This window comes from Streptomyces gossypii, from assembly GCF_025165795.1.
GTDB classification, from domain to species: Bacteria; Actinomycetota; Actinomycetes; order Streptomycetales; family Streptomycetaceae; genus Streptomyces; species Streptomyces gossypii.
Map to the genome: position 1 here is coordinate 361,718 of NZ_JAJAGO010000002.1, position 16,479 is coordinate 378,196.

General features: G+C 71.1%; 15 protein-coding genes. 6 read left to right on the plus strand and 9 right to left on the minus strand.

Annotated elements, in window-relative coordinates; all coding sequences use genetic code 11:
- Nucleotides 1–238: 238 nt before the first annotated feature.
- Complete coding sequence (locus LHJ74_RS05120) at nt 239–2,482, plus strand: anthranilate synthase component I (protein WP_260216295.1); 2,244 nt, start codon at nt 239–241, stop codon at nt 2,480–2,482.
- Nucleotides 2,483–2,522: 40 nt separating this feature from the next.
- Here LHJ74_RS05120 and LHJ74_RS05125 read toward each other — a convergent pair whose 3' ends face one another.
- Together LHJ74_RS05125 and LHJ74_RS05130 are read right to left on the minus strand one after the other, a co-directional pair.
- On the minus strand, nt 2,523–2,885 hold the full coding sequence (locus LHJ74_RS05125; protein ID WP_260216296.1) for a DUF6256 family protein: 363 nt from the start codon (nt 2,883–2,885) through the stop codon (nt 2,523–2,525).
- A 46-nt stretch (nt 2,886–2,931) separates the two neighbouring features.
- A complete protein-coding gene (locus tag LHJ74_RS05130) occupies nt 2,932–3,168 on the minus strand; it encodes a DUF6186 family protein (RefSeq protein WP_260216297.1) in 237 nt (78 codons plus the stop codon).
- A 221-nt stretch (nt 3,169–3,389) separates the two neighbouring features.
- Between LHJ74_RS05130 and LHJ74_RS05135 the strand changes: the two genes are divergently transcribed.
- Entirely contained in the window at nt 3,390–4,286 is an 897-nt protein-coding gene (locus LHJ74_RS05135; RefSeq protein WP_260216298.1) for an LLM class flavin-dependent oxidoreductase, read from the plus strand.
- Between the two features lie 101 nt (nt 4,287–4,387).
- Here the strand turns inward: LHJ74_RS05135 and LHJ74_RS05140 are convergent, their stop codons facing one another.
- The 4 genes from LHJ74_RS05140 to LHJ74_RS05155 all read right to left on the minus strand — a co-directional run bounded on the left by LHJ74_RS05140 (nt 4,388) and on the right by LHJ74_RS05155 (nt 8,903).
- Entirely contained in the window at nt 4,388–5,248 is an 861-nt protein-coding gene (locus LHJ74_RS05140) for an SAM-dependent methyltransferase (RefSeq protein ID WP_260216299.1), read from the minus strand.
- A 484-nt stretch (nt 5,249–5,732) separates the two neighbouring features.
- A complete protein-coding gene (locus LHJ74_RS05145; RefSeq protein WP_260216300.1) occupies nt 5,733–6,755 on the minus strand; it encodes an ion channel in 1,023 nt (340 codons plus the stop codon).
- 110 nt (nt 6,756–6,865) lie between these two features.
- The gene (locus LHJ74_RS05150) at nt 6,866–7,426 is read right to left on the minus strand and encodes an RNA 2'-phosphotransferase (RefSeq protein WP_260216301.1); all 561 of its coding nucleotides are present in this window, start codon (nt 7,424–7,426) and stop codon (nt 6,866–6,868) included.
- A 316-nt stretch (nt 7,427–7,742) separates the two neighbouring features.
- On the minus strand, nt 7,743–8,903 hold the full coding sequence (locus LHJ74_RS05155; RefSeq protein WP_260216302.1) for an NHL repeat-containing protein: 1,161 nt from the start codon (nt 8,901–8,903) through the stop codon (nt 7,743–7,745).
- 207 nt (nt 8,904–9,110) lie between these two features.
- On the opposite strand from LHJ74_RS05155, the gene LHJ74_RS05160 reads away from it, so the two are divergent.
- From LHJ74_RS05160 to LHJ74_RS05175, 4 genes are read left to right on the plus strand one after another with little or no spacing between them, the layout of a single operon-like run.
- Nucleotides 9,111–10,139 carry an ABC transporter ATP-binding protein gene (locus tag LHJ74_RS05160; RefSeq protein ID WP_260216303.1) on the plus strand — a complete coding sequence of 343 codons (1,029 nt, stop codon included), beginning with the start codon at nt 9,111–9,113 and terminating at the stop codon, nt 10,137–10,139.
- A complete protein-coding gene (locus tag LHJ74_RS05165) occupies nt 10,129–11,040 on the plus strand; it encodes an ABC transporter permease (RefSeq protein ID WP_260216304.1) in 912 nt (303 codons plus the stop codon). Before LHJ74_RS05160 ends, LHJ74_RS05165 begins: the two co-directional genes overlap by 11 nt.
- Nucleotides 11,037–11,954, plus strand: coding sequence for an ABC transporter ATP-binding protein (locus LHJ74_RS05170; protein WP_260216305.1), 918 nt, complete (start codon nt 11,037–11,039; stop codon nt 11,952–11,954). The genes LHJ74_RS05165 and LHJ74_RS05170 overlap by 4 nt, the downstream gene beginning before the upstream one ends.
- A gap of 22 nt (nt 11,955–11,976) precedes the next feature.
- Nucleotides 11,977–12,696, plus strand: a complete 720-nt coding sequence (locus LHJ74_RS05175; protein ID WP_260216306.1) for an ABC transporter permease subunit — start codon at nt 11,977–11,979, stop codon at nt 12,694–12,696.
- A 120-nt stretch (nt 12,697–12,816) separates the two neighbouring features.
- Here the strand turns inward: LHJ74_RS05175 and LHJ74_RS05180 are convergent, their stop codons facing one another.
- From LHJ74_RS05180 to pheA, 3 genes are all read right to left on the minus strand, one after another.
- Nucleotides 12,817–13,626: an HAD family hydrolase gene (locus LHJ74_RS05180; RefSeq protein ID WP_260216559.1), complete on the minus strand. Its 810-nt coding sequence runs from the start codon at nt 13,624–13,626 to the stop codon at nt 12,817–12,819.
- Nucleotides 13,627–13,658: 32 nt separating this feature from the next.
- Entirely contained in the window at nt 13,659–14,936 is a 1,278-nt protein-coding gene (serS, locus tag LHJ74_RS05185) for a serine--tRNA ligase (RefSeq protein WP_260216307.1), read from the minus strand.
- Between the two features lie 605 nt (nt 14,937–15,541).
- A complete protein-coding gene (gene pheA, locus LHJ74_RS05190) occupies nt 15,542–16,471 on the minus strand; it encodes a prephenate dehydratase (RefSeq protein WP_260216308.1) in 930 nt (309 codons plus the stop codon).
- Nucleotides 16,472–16,479 lie beyond the last annotated feature (8 nt).

Sequence of the window (16,479 nt, forward strand, 5' to 3'; positions counted from 1 at the left end):
TCGGCGCAGCCCGCTGCGCTCTCCTCCCTCCGCCTTGCGATCGCACGCCCCAGACCCCGCGAGACCCGCCCTCCGGGCGGCCGGCGCTACTTCTCAAACACGCCCTAGGCACCGACTCCAGGCACCGACTCCAGGCACGTTCTCCAGGCCCCCCGTCCGCCTGCGCCTCGCTCCCCTGGCGCGTCTCTGAGCCGCTGCCGCACTGCCCGGTACTCGAACGACGCAGAAGGATTACACGATGACGTCCAAGACACGTCGGTGGACCACCCCGGCCGGGGTGGAGGTGACACGTCTGTCGGAGCCCATGGACCCGGACTCCGCCGACGCGGAACTCGCCCGGCTGGAGAGCGCGCTCGACACCCACCGCGGACTGCTGATGTCCGGGCGCTCCGAGCAGCCCGGCCGCTACCGCCCCTACGACCTCGGCTACGCCGACCCGCCCGTCGAGCTGACCGCCACCGAGAACCAGCTGCGGGTGACCGCACTGAACGGGCGGGGCCGCGTGCTGCTCCCCGCCCTCGCCGCCGTACTCCTCCCGTACGGGGCGCTGCTCGACACGGCCGACGACGTCATCACCGTGGACGTCGACCACAGCGAGCTGCCCCTCGCGGAGGAGGACCGCACGCGCCGCCCGTCCGTCCTCAACCTGCTGCGCATCGTCCTCGCGGGCTTCGCCGGCCCGGAGGACCCGCTCTGGGGGCTGTACGGAGCGTTCGGCTACGACCTGGTCCTGAAGTTCGACCCCGTGCCGCTCCACCAGGACCGCGACCCGCGCGACCGCACCATGGTCCTGCACCTGCCCGACAGCCTCCTGCACATCGACCGGCAGTACGGCACCGCCGTACGCCACACCTACGACTTCAGCTACGACGGCCGCGCCACCACCGGCCTGGAGCGCACCACCCCCGCCGCGCCGTACGGCCCGGCCGCCGAGCCGGCCGTGTACCGCGACCACGCGCCCGGCGAGTACGCGCAACTGGTCCGCCATGCCCAGCAGCGCTTCCACGACGGCGAGATGTTCGAAGCCGTACCGGGCCAGAGCTTCCACCGGGCGGGCGACTCGCCGCCCGCCGACGTCTTCCGCAGGCTCCGCGACCGCAACCCGGCCCCCTACGGCCTGCTCATGAACCTGGCGGACGGCGAGCACCTCGTCGGGGCGTCACCGGAGATGTTCGTCCGTGTCGACCCCGCCCGCGGCACCGTCGAGTCATGCCCGATCAGCGGCACCATCGTCCGTGGCCGCAACCCCCTGGAGGACGCCGAGCAGATCCGCACGCTGCTCGACTCCCGCAAGGAGGAGTCGGAACTGACGATGTGCACGGACGTGGACCGCAACGACAAGGCCCGCGTCTGCCTGCCCGGCAGCGTCGAACTGCTCGCGCGCCGCCAGATCGAGCTGTACTCGACCCTCATCCACACCGTCGACCACGTACGCGGGCGGCTGCGCCCCGACCGTGACGCGCTGGACGCCTTCCTCACCCACATGTGGGCCGTCACCGTCACCGGGGCGCCCAAGCGGGCCGCCATCTCCTTCATCGAGGAGCACGAACGCAGCCCGAGACGCTGGTACGGCGGGGCCGTCGGCCGGATCGGCTTCGACGGAGGACTGGAGACCGCACTCACCCTGCGCACCATCCAGATCCGCGACGGCGTCGCCACCGTACGCGCGGGGGCCACCCTGCTGTTCGACTCCGATCCGGAGGCGGAGGAGCACGAGACGCTGCTCAAGGCGTTCGCGCTGCTGGAAGCCGTGGAGAACACCGGAGGCGGCGACCGGCACCGGCCCTTCGCCGGGCAGTCCGCCAGGCCGTCCCCCGCGCTGTACGGTGCGCCGTCCGCCCGGGAGGCGGGGCGCGGGCGCCGGGTGCTGCTCGTCGACCACCAGGACTCCTTCGTCCACACGCTCGCCGACTACTTCCGCCGGGCCGGGGCCGAGGTCGTCACCCACCGGGCCGGATTCCCTCCGGCGCTGCTCGACAGCGCCGCGCCCGACCTGCTGGTCCTCTCCCCCGGTCCGGGCCGTCCGGCGGACTTCGGCACCTCCCGGCTGCTGGACGCGGCGCTGGAGCGCGGGCTGCCCGTCTTCGGCGTCTGCCTGGGCCTCCAGGGGCTGGTGGAGCACTTCGGCGGGACGCTCGGCACCCTGCCGCTGCCCGTACACGGCAAGCCCTCGACCGTCAGCGTCGTCGACGGCGGCGGCACGGTGTTCAAGAACCTCCCCGAGCGGATACAGGCCGGGCGCTACCACTCCCTCCACGCCGAACCGGCAACGCTGCCCGACGTGTTCGAGGTGACGGCCCGCACCCCGGACGGCACGGTGATGGGCATCGAGCACCGCGACCTCCCCCTGGCCGGCGTCCAGTTCCACCCCGAGTCGATCATGACGACGGCTGACGACGCCGGACAGATCCTGATAGCCAACGTCGTCGCGGGCCTCACCCGCACCGGCCCCGCCCACGTCGGCGCGAGCAGCAGGTCGTAAGGGCGGGCGGCGGCGGGCCTGCCCGGCGGTCAGCGGTCGGTCACCGCTGACCGCCCGCCGGGCCCCGCCGCCGCTGTCGGCGTACGACCGCCCAGGACGTTAGGAAGTACACCGGCAGCGTGACGCCCAGCAGGGTGGCGCTACCGGTGAACGCGCTCGCCAGGAACCGGCCGCCCAGGCGGGCCACACCGTGGTAGTAGGCGACGATGACCACCAGCAGCAGCAGAGAGCCACCGGTCACGGTGCCCAGAACCCGGCGCAGCAGACCGGGCCACCCCCGCGATCCTTCCCGCGGCCGTGCTCGGGGCGCGCGCCGCAGGATGCGCAGGCCGAGCGCCAGATAGCCCATGACCAGCAGATAGCCGGTCACCATGAGCGTGACGTTCAGCGGCGTGGGGAGCACGACCGCGACCGTCCGGGCGCCCCGGCGGCCCCTGCGGCCCCGGCGGTCAAGAGGCGTCCCGGAGCAGGAAGTGCCAGCCCCGTACGAAGGTGTGCCAGCCGAACCACAACCACACCGCGAACAGCGCCCACCGGCCCGCCGGATAGCGCATGACACCGGCGACGGCCTCGCTGAGCGTGGGAAAACCGTCACCCGTCCGGATCAGTGAGATGCCCTCCCAGGTGAACAGGGCACCGAAGAGAACCGCCCAGACGAGATACCCGATCACCGGATGCGCTGCCACCACGACCTCCCGCACTCCTACGCGCCGACGCCCCACCCCGGCGCACCGGGGGAGGCCAGGCCGATCATCCGCTACCAACGGCCCCAAGCGCCGGAGGTGCCCCAGCGCGCTACGCGCGCACCCCGTACGGCCCAAGGGGGAGCGGGGGCTGTGACGGCCCGGAACACCGCGGCGAACGTGCCCGGCTCACACCTTGGGACCACGGCCGTAGGCTCTGAGGCATGAGTCTGCGCCTGAGCACCGTGATCCTGCCGTACCGCCGCTGGCACGAAGACGGCCGTGCCGCATGGCAGCGCGCAGAGGAACTCGGCTTCCACACGGCGTACACCTACGACCACCTTTCCTGGCGCACCTTCCGTGACGGACCCTGGTTCGGTGCCCTCCCCACGCTGACCGCCGCCGCTGCCGTCACCGGGCGCATCCGCCTGGGAACGCTCGTCACGTCGCCCAACTTCCGCCACCCCGTGACGCTCGCCAAGGAACTGATCTCGCTCGACGACATCTCCGGCGGACGGATAACACTTGGCATCGGCGCGGGTGGCAGCGGCTTCGACGCGACCGCTCTGGGCCAGGAGCCGTGGACGCCACGCGAGCGCGCCGACCGCTTCGGCGAGTTCGTGCCGCTCCTCGACCGCCTGCTGCGCGAGGACGTCGTCAGCCACGCCGGCACCTTCTACTCCGCCGACGAGGTCCGCAACATCCCCGGCTGCGTCCAGCGCCCCCGGCTGCCTTTCGCCGTCGCCGCGACCGGCCCGCGCGGACTGCGGCTCGCCGCCCGTCATGGGCAGGCGTGGGTGACCACGGGCGACTCCAAGGTCAACTCGGCCGGCACGCCCGCCGAGTCCCTCGCCGCCGTCGGCCGCCAGGTGGACCGCCTGGGTGAGATGTGCGGGGAGATCGGGCGGGATCCGGCGGAGTTGGAGAAGAGTCTGCTGACCGGCTTCACTCCGGACCGGCCGCTCGATTCCGTCGACGCCTTCGTGGACTTCGCGGGCAGCCACCGGGATCGCGGCATCACCGAGATCGTCCTCCACGCGCCGGTTCCCGGCTCCGTCTTCGACTACCAGGAGGCGGTCTTCGAGGAGATCGCCACGGAGGCCCTCGCTCAGCTCGGCTGAAGCGAGGCACGCTCTTCCTTCCAGAACTCGCCCTCCACTGACCAGCTGACGGTGGCTGTCCGGCCTCACCCCGGACAGCCACCCTTGGTTACGCCTGGCGGTCAGCGGCGCTCTCCGCGCACGAAGAAGACTCTGCGGACGTCCCGCTCGTGCGCGGGAGGCACCGGGTCCGGCCAGCGTCCGAAGTCGGCGCCCGGCTGACCGGGTTGTACCGCCTCGGCCGAGAACCCGAAGCGGTCGAACAGCGCTTCGGGCTCGTCGGTGCCGAACAGCCAGGGGCAGCCCCAGCGGGAGAAGAGGTCGAGCACCGGCCGCAGGTAGGTCAGGGTCAGTGCCGCCGAGTTGACCATGTCGGCGGCGATGCGGCTGCCGGGTGCCGTGATGGCGGCCACCCGCCGCAGGACGTGGTGGGTGTCGGCTTCCGTCAGGTAGTAGAGCAGCCCCTCCAGGAGCCAGGTCGAGGGAGCCTTGGGGTCGTACCCGGCGGCGAGGAGGTCTTCCTCCCAGGTGGGCGAGGTGAGATCCACGGGAACGGTGCGGTGGTCCACGCGGGGGGTGACGTCCGCGAGACGGTCCTGCTTGTAGCCCAGCACGGCGGGGCGGTCGATCTCGAAGTAGCGCAGCCCGTCGGGCCAGTCGAGGCGGTAGGCCCGTGAGTCCATGCCCGCCGGGGCCAGCACGATCTGGTGCATCCCCTCCGTACGGGCGGCCTCCTGGAGGAAGTCGTCGAACAGCCGGGTGCGGATCGCGTTGTAGTCGGGGCTGCTGGGCAGGGTCCGAGGCGTGCCGCTCGGCGGTGCGATGGCGGCGCGCATCTCCGCCAGCAGCGACGGGCCGACGTCTCCGCAGAGCATGGCCGCGTACGGGTCCTCGTAGATGCGGTCCGGGCGGCGCGTCTCGGCCGCTCGCAGGGCGGCGGTGAGCAGGGAGGTGCGTTCGACGGCGTCCAGCGTTTCGATCACGGGTCGTCTCCTTGTGGGTATGCCGGCGTGTGACCGAGGGCGCGGCCACAGCTGTGGTTCCTGCCGGAAGACACGGTGCGTGCGCTGTTCGTCGAGGAGGTGGATGCGGGGGAAGCCGTGAGGAGCACCCGGACAGGGGAGACGGTCAGGCCACGACTTCAGCGGCGGACCGGCTTGGCTCATCGGCATGTGAAGGCACTCCCGAGGCTCGCGTCGCGGGCAACTGCGGGGGTGACATCAGGAATCGTATGACGTACCCGGACATAGGAACAGCTGATCTCGCACCTTCGCCGGGGCCGAGCGGGAGCCCAGGGCGCATGTGCCCGTGGCAAGCAGATTCCGCTTACGGGCAGGTCACGGTCACCACGTGTCGTGGAGTGCGGGCAGGGGCGGTTCCGGTGCCGTGCGGTTCAGGGCGGCCCTGGCCCGCCGTGTCCGCTGTCAGCGTAGGGGCGGGGCTGCGTTCAGCCCTGCGTTGAACGGTTCAAGGAAGGTCGGCCGTTTCGATGCGGCGGCCCGACATGTAGTAGAGCACCGTGTCCGGCTCCATCGGGGTTTCCCAGGACGGACCGACCACCAGGCTGTCGTGGTGGCGTACGGCGAGCACCGTGGCGCCGAAGTCCCGGCCGAAGAGGGTCTGGCACTCGCCGAAGGGGCGGCCCGCCAGGGATGCGGGCAGCCGCATCGAGTAGGTGTTGCTGCCGGTGGTGTTCTGCATCAGGTCCATGTAGACCTCGGTGATGCCGGGATCCAGGACCTCCTCGGTCAGCAGGTCCGGCATGTGCCACTGGACGCACTGGACCCGGGGGTTCACATAGCGCAGCTGCCTGCTCTGGCTCATGTCGCGCAGCGCGGCCACCAGATGGACGTCGGGTTGCAGGTGGTCGACGGCGACGGCGAGGGTCAGCGCCTCGTTGTCGTCCCGGCCGTCGATCAGGACGGTGGCGGCCCGGTCCACGCACGCCCTGCCGAGCACTTCGACGGCGGCGAGATCACCTCGTACGAACAGGACCTTCTGCTCCTCCGGCATCGGGTGCTCTGGGGTCTCCTCCCAGGCGCACAGCACCAAGTCGGTGCGGGCTTCGAGCTGGAGCGCGCGGACGAGGCGCTCGGTCCGGCCCGGGGTGTAGCCGAGGATGACGATGTGGCCGCTGAGGTCGAGGTCGAGGACGCCCTTCATGCGCTTACCCTTCACGGCCTGGATGTGCGAGGCGAGTTCGGTGAACAGGATGGTCAGCGTGCCGATGCCGCCGACGATGACATAGGCGCCGACGACGTGGCCGGCGCCCGACTCCGGGAAGTAGTCGCCGTAGCCTACGGTCGAGCCGGTGACCAGGAACCACCACCAGTAGTTCTGCGGCTCGGTGATCCCGTTCGAGTCCGGCTCCACCAGCCACATCGCCAGCCAGCTGGTGACGAAGACGAACAGGGCGATGGTGACGGCGGCCCGCCAGCCGCGCACCCGCCCGCGCAGGGCCCGGATGAGCGTGGCCACGATGATCGGCAACGTACGTCCCCGTATTCCTTCACGTCCGCTGACTGCTTCGAGGAGGCAGCCTATCGGCAGCGGCCCTCAGCGGGTGACGTCGAGCAGGACGGGATCGTGCGACGCGGACATCACCGGCCCCTGCCGTCGGGGAAGCGGAGGTAGGACGGCGGTACCTCCCCGGCCAGCCAGACGCCGTTCGCGCTCACCCGGAACGCGTGACCTCCGGCGTGCATCGCTCCGGCCTCCACCGACAGCACCACCGGTCTGCCGCGCCGCGCCCCGACGCGCAGCGCGGTCTCCCGGTCGGACGACAGGTGCACCGCGTGCCGGTTCATCGGCCGCAGCCCCTCCGCGCGGATCGCGGCCAGATGTCTGCCGACTGTGCCGTGGTAGAGCCAGGGCGGCGGTGTCACGGCCGGAAGGCCGAGGTCCACCTCGACCGAGTGGCCCTGGCTGGCGCGGATGCGGTCCCGCTCCTGGTCCAGCGCGTAGCGCCGCTTGTCGTTGGAGGCGACGACCTCCGTCAGCTCCTCCCGGCTGAAGCGGAAACCGTGCGCCTCGGCGGCCCGCAGCAACTCCTCGACCGGCACCCAGCCGTGCTCGTCCAGCACGATCCCGATCCGGCCGGGATCGTGCCGCAGGTGCCTGGCGAGGTACTTGGAGATCCGTACGTCACGGTTGGCGTCCATGGCCACAGGGTGCCGGGCATGGCGGGCGGCGGCACATGGTTTTCGCCGGGCTAGGGCCATGGAAGGGCCACGGAAGGGCTACGGAGGTCCGCCTCGACTTTTCCACAGCCGTTTCTCACCTTGTATACCCGTACGAACGTGCTTCCTGTGGATAAGTTGTGCCCGTTCTCCACAGCGTGAGGGCTCCGGCGCCGCCTTCAGGCGGGGTTCGCGTGCCCTGGCACGCGTCCCCTCGGCCCTGCGGGCCTGGGGAGACGCCTTGCGACGCCACCACCAGACCCCGCTCACCGAGCCAGCGTGATCCAAACGAGAGACCCTAGCCGTAGTGCTCGATGCGCAGTCGGGCAGGCGGGGTGGTGGAGTAGCGGGTGTTCGCGCCGACGGACCAGACCGCTTCGGTGCCGGGGACCGCCGCGAGGTCGAGCATCATCGGCGTCTCGCCCGTCGCCAGCGGACCGCGCTCGCTGCTCCAGCCGTCGCCGTCGCGCCGCAGGTAGTGCGTGCGGGTGCCGTCCCAGAAGTCCCAGCCCGCGATCAGGGCGGGGTTTCCGTCGGCGTCGCCGACGACGGAGTTCAGCGCACCCACGCTGAACGGAAGTCCCTGCTGGGACACCCATGCGGTGCCGTTCCAGCGGAGCAGGACGACACCCGGCGGCTTGCCCGGCGGCCCGCCGACGCCGAACGCGGCGCCCACCGCCCACGCGTCGTCGGCCGCCACGGGCAGCAGGTCGACGAGGGTCTGACGGATACCGCCGGGGGCGGGCAGGACCGTCCACTCCTTGTGGTCCCAGCGGGCGATGCCGTCACCCGAGACCCAGACCGAGCCGTCCGCCGCCAGATGCGCGTTCCACGGGACGGGGGTGCCCTCGGGAAGGGGCGGCAGCCATCGCCACACACCGCCGTCCCAGTGCAGAAGCCGCACCCGGCCGCCGAGGACACCGGCGACCCAGGCGCGCCCGTCCTCCGCGACGGTGAGGGCGCGCAGTCTGGTGCCCGGGTCGGTGCTGCCGGGGAACGCGGTGTCCTGCCAGGTCGTACCGTCCCAGCGGAGCAGGTGGCGCGGGCCGTCCCCGGTGTCCCCGGCGACGGCCCAGGCCGCGTCGGGGGCGATGCCGGAGACTTCGCTGATCGATCCGGTGATGCCGAGGTGGGTCACGTCGGTGTGGCTCCAGGCGGTGCCGTCCCAGCGGAGCGCCAGCGGACGGCCCGGAGTCCTGGCGTCGCGGGCCTGCTCGCCCACCGCCCAGGCGAGTTCCGGCCCGGCGGCGGCTACCTTGAGCAGTCTGGACGCCTCGGCGCCGGGCGGCGCGGTGCTCTGGAGCCACTGCCCGGCGGTGGCCGTGGCAGGGGAGCCGGCAGGGCCGCCTGCCCTGGTGCTGTCGGGCGAGGCGCCGGCCGAGGCACCGAGCGGAAGCGCGCCGAGCCCCACTCCCGCCGTGGCACCGGCTAATCCTGTGACGAAGTGCCGTCTGCGCATGGAACAGTCTCCTCTGCGGTCGGTTTTCGCCCCCTCACTCTGATCACGACCGTTGGCTCCGTCAAGAGAGATGCACAGCCTGTGGATACTCCGGGTAACAGGGCGATCGTGCCGGGCCCCTAAGGGGGCCTCCCTCTCCGGTACGACATGGATCCACTCCCCCCGGGGGACGTGAGGCGGTACACAAACGCACTAGCGTTCCTTCCTGTGACTGTGATCGCGACCCAGAGCCTGACCATGCGGTACCCCCGGGTCACCGCTCTCGACCGGCTGACCGTGGACATCACACCGGGCGTGACGGGCCTGGTGGGTGCCAACGGCGCCGGCAAATCAACCCTGATCAAGATTCTGCTCGGGCTCTCCCCCGCCACCGAGGGGACCGCCTCCGTGCTCGGCATGGACGTCTCCCGCGACGGCGGCGCCATCCGCGAACGCGTCGGCTACATGCCGGAGCACGACTGTCTGCCGCCGGACGTGTCGGCGACCGAGTTCGTCGTCCATATGGCCCGGATGTCCGGGCTGCCACCCACCGCCGCCCGCGAGCGCACCGCCGACACCCTGCGCCACGTCGGCCTCTACGAGGAGCGCTACCGGGCCATGGGCGGCTACTCGACCGGCATGAAACAGCGGGTGAAGCTGGCCCAGGCGCTTGTCCACGACCCCCGGCTGGTGCTGCTCGACGAGCCGACGAACGGCCTCGACCCGGTCGGCCGTGACGACATGCTCGACCTGATCCGCCGCGTCTACACCGACTTCGGCATCTCGGTGCTCGTCACCTCGCACCTTCTGGGCGAGCTGGAGCGCACCTGCGACCATGTCGTCGTCATCGACGGCGGAAAGCTGCTGCGCGCCTCGACGACCGCCGATTTCACCCAGGACGCCGCGCTGCTCGCCGTGGAGGTTACCGACACCGACACCCACCCCGACGGCACGGCCGCCCTGCGCACCGCCCTGACCAGCGCCGGACTGACCCTCCAGGCACCCACCGAGGCGGGCGCGCCCGGCAGCGGGCACCTGCTCCTCGTCGACGTGGGGGCGGCCGGTGGCGCCGACGCCGGGGCCGACGCCGTGCACGACACGGTCCGTGACGCCGTCGCCGACCTCGGGCTCGGCCTGATCCGGATGGAACACCGCAGGCACCACATCTCCGAGGTCTTCCAGGACGACACGCCCGCCCCGCAGCTCGAACTCGCGGGGACCCGCCCGCAGGAAGGGGGCAGCGACGATGTCGCCTGAGCCCAGCCCGCCGGCCGTCGCGTCCCGCGCCACCGACGTCATCCACAACATCGGCTACCGCAGCTACGACGGCCCCCGTCTCGGCCGCGCCTACGCGCGCCGCTCGCTCTTCCTGCAGTCGCTGCGCGGTGCCTACGGACTCGGCCGCTCGGCCAAGTCCAAGGTCCTGCCGATGATCCTGTTCGCCGTGATGTGCCTTCCGGCCGCCATCATGGTCGCCGTCGCCGTCACGACCGGGCTCGACGAACTGCCCGTGGACTACACCGCGTACGCGAGCTTCCTGCTGCCCGTCATCAGCATCTTCATCGCGGCCGTGGCCCCGCAGACCGTCTCCCTCGACCTGCGGTTCAAGATCGTGCCGCTCTACTTCTCCCGCCCCATCGAGCGTGCCGACTACGTGAGCGCGAAGTTCACCGCCCTCTCCTCGGCCCTGTTCGTCTTCACCGCCGTCCCCGTCGTGATCCTCTACGCGGGCGCACTGCTGGCCAAGCTCGACTTCGTCGACCAGACCAAGGGCTTCGCCCAGGGCCTGCTCGCCGCCGCCGCCTTCTCCCTGCTGTACGCGGCGATCGGCCTGGCCGTCGCCGCGCTCACCCCGCGCCGCGGCTTCGGGGTCGCCGCCATCATCGCCGTCTTCACCATCCCGTACACCCTGGTCAGCGCGCTCCAGGCGATCGCGGAGGAGCAGGGCAGCATCGACGCCACCGGCTGGCTCGGGCTGGCCTCCCCCGGCACCCTGATGGACGGCCTCCAGGGCAAATTCCTCGGCGGGACCACGGAGTTCCCCGGCGGACGCCAACTGACCGGCGGCGAAGGCGTCGTCTACCTGCTCGTCATCGCCGCAGCGATCGCCGGTTCGTATCTCCTCCTCCTGCGCCGCTACCGAAAGGCCGGGCTGTGACCACCCTGCACATCGACCACACCTCCCGCTGGTTCGGGAACGTCGTGGCGGTCAACGACATCACCATGAACATCACCCCCGGCGTCACCGGACTCCTGGGCCCCAACGGCGCCGGGAAGTCCACGCTCATCCACATGATGGGCGGCTTCCTCGCCCCCTCCACCGGCAGCGTCACCCTCGACGGCGCCCCGATCTGGCGCAACGAGAGCGCCTACCGTCAGATCGGCCTGGTCCCCGAGCGCGAGGGCATGTACGACTTCCTCGACGGCGCGGAGTTCGTGCTCGCCAACGCCGAACTGCACGGCCTTCCCGACCCGGGTGCCGCCGCCCAGCGCGCGCTGGCCACCGTCGAGATGGAGTACGCCCAGGACCGCCGCATCTCCACCTACAGCAAGGGCATGCGGCAGCGCGTGAAGATGGCCTCCGCGCTCGTCCACGACCCGTCCGTGCTGCTGCTGGACGAGCCGTTCAACGGGATGGACCCGCGCCAGCGCATGCATCTGATGGACCTGCTGCGCAGGATGGGCGAGGAGGGCCGGACCGTCCTCTTCTCCTCGCACATCCTCGAGGAGGTCGAGCAACTCGCCTCCCACATCGAGGTCATCGTCGCCGGACGGCATGCGGCCAGCGGCAACTTCCGCAAGATCCGCCGCCTGATGACGGACCGGCCGCACCGCTATCTCGTGCGCTCCAGCGACGACCGGACCCTGGCCGCCGCACTCATCGCCGACCCGTCCACGGCCGGGATCGAAGTAGACCTGAGCGAAGCGGCCCTGCGCATCCAGGCGGTCGACTTCAACCGCTTCACCGAACTCCTGCCACGCGTCGCCCGCGACCACGGCATCCGGCTCCTCACGGTCTCGCCCTCGGACGAGTCCCTGGAGAGCGTGTTCTCGTACCTCGTCGCGGCCTGACGGCCGACAAGGAGACTGAGCGATGTACAACCCCACTGTCGCCCGGCTCACTTACCGGGCACTCCTCGGCCGCCGCCGCGCACTGCTCCTGTGTGCCCTGCCCGTGCTGCTGCTCATCGTCGCGGGTGTCGTCCGCGCGATGGTCGGCGCCGACGACGCGGTGACGGCCGAACTCCTCGGCGGCTTCGCACTCGCCACCATGGTCCCGCTGATCGGCGTCATCGCCGGTACGGGCGCGATCGGCCCGGAGATAGACGACGGCTCCGTCGTCTATCTGCTGTCCAAACCGCTGAAGCGGCCGACGATCATCATCACCAAACTCTTCGTCGCCGTCGGGGTGAGCATCCTCTTCTCGGCGCTCCCCACCCTCCTCGCGGGCTTCATCCTGAACGGCAACAGCCAGCAGCTGGCGGTCGCCTACACCTTCGCGGCGGTCGTCGCCTCCATCGCGTACAGCGCGGTCTTCCTGCTGCTCGGCACGGTCAGCAGGCACGCCGTCGTCATCGGCCTTGTCTACGCCCTGATCTGGGAAGCGCTGTTCGGCAGCCTGGTGGCCGGGGCGCGCACGCTCTCCGTACAGCAGTGGTCGCTGTCGCTGGCCGAGGAGATCGCCGGTGACGGGCTGATCAGCTCCGACGTGGGGGTGCCGGTCGCCGTCGTGCTGCTCGTGGCGGTGACCGTCGGCGGCACCTGGTGGGCGGGGCAGAAGCTGCGGACGCTGACCCTGGCGGCCGAGGGCTGACGCGGTGGCCCCGTCCGGAGGAAGCCCGGACGGGGTCCGCACGGTTGGGCGGGCACGGCTGGGTGCGCACGGCTGGGGCCGCACACCGGGGGCCGGTCGACTGGTCCCGGCCGTCGGCGGTCAGCCGCCGGCGAGCAGCTTCTCCAGGACCACCGCTATACCGTCCTCGTCCTGCGGCGCCGTGACCTCGTCGGCCACCGCCAGCAGCTCCGGATGCGCGTTCCCCATCGCGACCCCGTGTGCCGACCACGCGAACATCGGTATGTCGTTCGGCATGTCCCCGAAGGCGATCGTCTCCGAGGCGCGCACGCCCAGCCGCCGGGCGGCCAGCGACAGGCCCTTCGCCTTGCTGAGCCCCAGCGGCAGGAGTTCGACGATCCCCGCGCCCGACATCATCACGCCCACCAGATCCCCCGCCGCCGACCGTGCGGCGGAGGCCAGCGCGTCGTCGCCCAGGGTCGGGTGCTGGAGATAGAGCTTGTTCAGCGGCTCGGCCCACACGTCCGCCCGGTCCTCGTACGGCGTCGCCGGAAGCGGGCCCTCCTGCTGCCGGTAGCCGGGCCCGACGAGCACCTGACCGTCCAGCCCGTCACGCGAGGCGGCGAGCGCCAGCGGGCCGACCTCCGCCTCGATCTTCTCCACCGCCAGCCGGGCCAGCTGCCGGTCCAGGGTCACCGAGGTCAGCAGGCGCCCCTCGCCCGCGTGGTACACCTGTGCGCCCTGTCCGCAGACCGCCAGCCCGGTGTGGCCCAGCTCAGCCAGCACATGCCTCGTCCAGGGCACCGCGCGCCCGGTCACCACGAGGTGCGCCGCACCCCGCGCGCACGCGGCGTCCAGCGCGTCCGTGGTGCGGCGGGATATCGAGTCGTCGGAGCGCAGCAGCGTCCCGTCCAGGTCGGTGGCGATCAGCTTGTAGGGAAAGGATGCCAGGGGGGCACCGGCTCCCGGCAGGATGCCGGCGGTCACCGGGCGACCGGTTCCAGCACCGCACGCCCGCCCAGATACGGACGCAGCACTTCCGGCACCCACACCGAGCCGTCCGGCTGCTGGTGGTTCTCCAGCAGCGCCACGATCGTGCGCGGCACGGCGCACAGCGTGCCGTTCAGCGTCGCCAGCGGCCGTACGTGCTTGCCGTCGCGCATCCGCACCGACAGCCGCCGGGCCTGGAACTCGTCGCAGTTGGAGGCCGAGGTCAGCTCGCGGAACTTGCCCTGAGTCGGGATCCACGCCTCGCAGTCGAACTTGCGCGAGGCGGAGGCGCCCAGATCACCGGTTGCCACGTCGATCACCTGGAAGGGCAGCCCGAGCCCGGTCAGCCACTGCTTCTCCCACTCCAGCAGCCGCTGGTGCTCGGCCTGCGCCTCCTCCGGCGCGACGAAGGAGAACATCTCGACCTTGTCGAACTGGTGCACCCGGAAGATGCCCCTGGTGTCCTTGCCGTACGTACCCGCCTCGCGCCGGAAGCAGGGCGAGAACCCGGCGTACCGCAGCGGCAGCCGCTTCGCCTCGATGATCTCGTCCATGTGGTAGGCGGCCAGCGGGACCTCGGAGGTGCCGACGAGATAGAGGTCGTCCTGCTCCAGGTGGTAGACGTTCTCGGCCGCCTGGCCCAGGAAACCGGTGCCCTCCATTGCCTGCGGCTTGACCAGGGCGGGCGTCAGCATCGGGGTCAGGCCCGCCTCGGTCGCCTGGGCGATCGCGGCGTTCACCAGGGCCAGCTCCAGCAGGGCGCCGACGCCGGTGAGGTAGTAGAAGCGCGAGCCGGACACCTTCGCGCCGCGCTCCACGTCGATGGCGCCGAGCAGCTGGCCCAGCTCCAGATGGTCCCTGGGAGTGAAGCCCTCGGCTTCGAAGTCGCGCCGCTCACCGAGCGTTTCGAGGACGGTGAAGTCCTCTTCGCCGCCCACCGGGACGTCGGGGTGCACCAGGTTGCCCAGCGTGCGCAGCAGCCGCTGGGTCTCGGCGGCCGCCTCGTCCTGCTCGGCGTCGGCGGCCTTGACGGCGGCGGAGAGCTCGCCCGCCTTCGCGAGCAGCGCGGCCTTCTCGTCACCCGCGGCTTTGGGGATCAGCTTGCCCAGCTGCTTCTGCTCGGAGCGCAGCTGATCGAAGCGGACGCTGGACGACCGGCTGCGCTCATCGGCGGAGATCAGCGCGTCGACGGTGTCGACGTCCTCTCCACGGGCGCGCTGCGAGGCGCGTACACGGTCGGGGTCGTCACGGAGGAGCCGAAGGTCAATCACCCGGCCAGGGTACCGGTGCCGCTCGAACCGCTCGACCTGATATCCCGTTCTCTGGTGATATGCCCTATTTGTGAAAGAAGAGTGGGGCGGCGGAGCGCGGCGGTGCGAAGGGGAGGCGAGTGGAGTTCGGTGAATTCCCGGATTCCGGTGGGCGGAGCCCGCACCGCTGGGAGGGGCGGGTGTACGGGGAGTAGGGGCCCAGGAGTTGAGAGTTATCCACAGGTGTTGGGTTCCTCCTCAAGTTTTCCACAGGGGGCATTGGGGGCCTGTGGAAAATGAGGAAGATCATTTGGCGGTAATGTCCGCTGGCGCAGAATTCCCGGTTTGTGTTCGGAATACACCCTCATTCGAGGGGGATTGCCTCACTCCGGTGCGGTGTTCGAGAGAATTGGGGTAACGCGAGTCGATCCGGGAGGCTGTGGTCGGACCTGGGGTCTCCATGGTGTTTTGTCGACTCGGTCCGATTCGTCTGTCGACTTATGCACAGCACCACCCGCCACCCTGTGGATAACTTTGAGCGAGCGCTGCGACGCATGCGGGACACCCGCAGGTCAGTCCTGGTCCAGCCGTCGTTCAGCCGTACGCCGACCCGCCGCAGCGATGGTTCAGGCCCGGCCGTCCATGCAACGGTTCAGCCAGTCCGCCGCCGCCACGAACTCCTCGTCCGTCGTGCCGGGCGCCAGCGTCGGCCACACCTCGTCCGCCCGCGGATACGACCCCAGGAACCGCACCCGCTGACACGCGCGCTTCAGCCCCATCAGCACATCGCCCACCCGCCGGTCGGCGACATGCCCCTCGCAGTCCACCGAGAAGCAGTAGCGGCCGATGCCCTCACCCGTCGGCCGGGACTCGATGCGCATCATGCTCACCCCGCGCGACGCGTACTCCTGGAGAAGCTCCAGCAGCGCGCCGGGGTGGTCCTCGCGCAGCCACATCACGACCGAGGTCTTGTCCGCGCCGGTCGGGGCGGCGGGCCGCGCGGGGCGCCCCGCCAGCACGAAGCGGGTCGTCGCGTTCTCCGCGTCGTGGATGTCGGTGACCAGCGCCTCCAGCCCGTACGGACCGGCGGCGAACTCGCCCGCGAACGCCGCGTCGTAGCGCCCCTCCTGCACCAGCCGGGCGCCGTCCGCGTTCGAGGCGGCCGACTCCCAGACGGCTTCCGGCAGCCGCGCGGCCAGCCAGTTGCGCACCTGCGGCTGCGCGACGGGGTGTCCGGTCACCGTCTTCACGCTCGTCAGCTGCGTGCCGGGCCGCACCAGCAGCGCGAAGCTGATCGGCAGCAGCACCTCGCGGTAGATCATCAGCGGCTCGCCGCTCGCCAGCTCGTCGAGCGTGGCGGTGACGCCGCCCTCGACGGAGTTCTCGATCGGCACCAGCGCGGCCGCGGCCTCCCCGGTCCGTACGGCGTCCAGCGCGGCGGGTACCGACACCATCGGTACCAGTTCGCGGGTGGCGGCCTCGGGCAGCGTACGGAGAGCGGCCTCGGTGAAGGTCCCCTCGGGGCCGAGGTAGGTGTAGCGACTCGCGGGTGACATGCGGTCCA

Excerpts from the sequence above, each read along its gene's own strand:
- LHJ74_RS05120 (WP_260216295.1), top strand. The coding sequence starts at position 239 with ATGACGTCCAAGACACGTCGGTGGACCACCCCGGCCGGGGTGGAGGTG.
- LHJ74_RS05135 (WP_260216298.1), top strand. The coding sequence starts at position 3,390 with ATGAGTCTGCGCCTGAGCACCGTGATCCTGCCGTACCGCCGCTGGCAC.
- LHJ74_RS05150 (WP_260216301.1), bottom strand. The coding sequence starts at position 7,426 with ATGGACGCCAACCGTGACGTACGGATCTCCAAGTACCTCGCCAGGCAC.
- LHJ74_RS05155 (WP_260216302.1), bottom strand. The coding sequence starts at position 8,903 with ATGCGCAGACGGCACTTCGTCACAGGATTAGCCGGTGCCACGGCGGGA.
- LHJ74_RS05165 (WP_260216304.1), top strand. The coding sequence starts at position 10,129 with ATGTCGCCTGAGCCCAGCCCGCCGGCCGTCGCGTCCCGCGCCACCGAC.
- LHJ74_RS05175 (WP_260216306.1), top strand. The coding sequence starts at position 11,977 with ATGTACAACCCCACTGTCGCCCGGCTCACTTACCGGGCACTCCTCGGC.
- pheA (WP_260216308.1), bottom strand. The coding sequence starts at position 16,471 with ATGTCACCCGCGAGTCGCTACACCTACCTCGGCCCCGAGGGGACCTTC.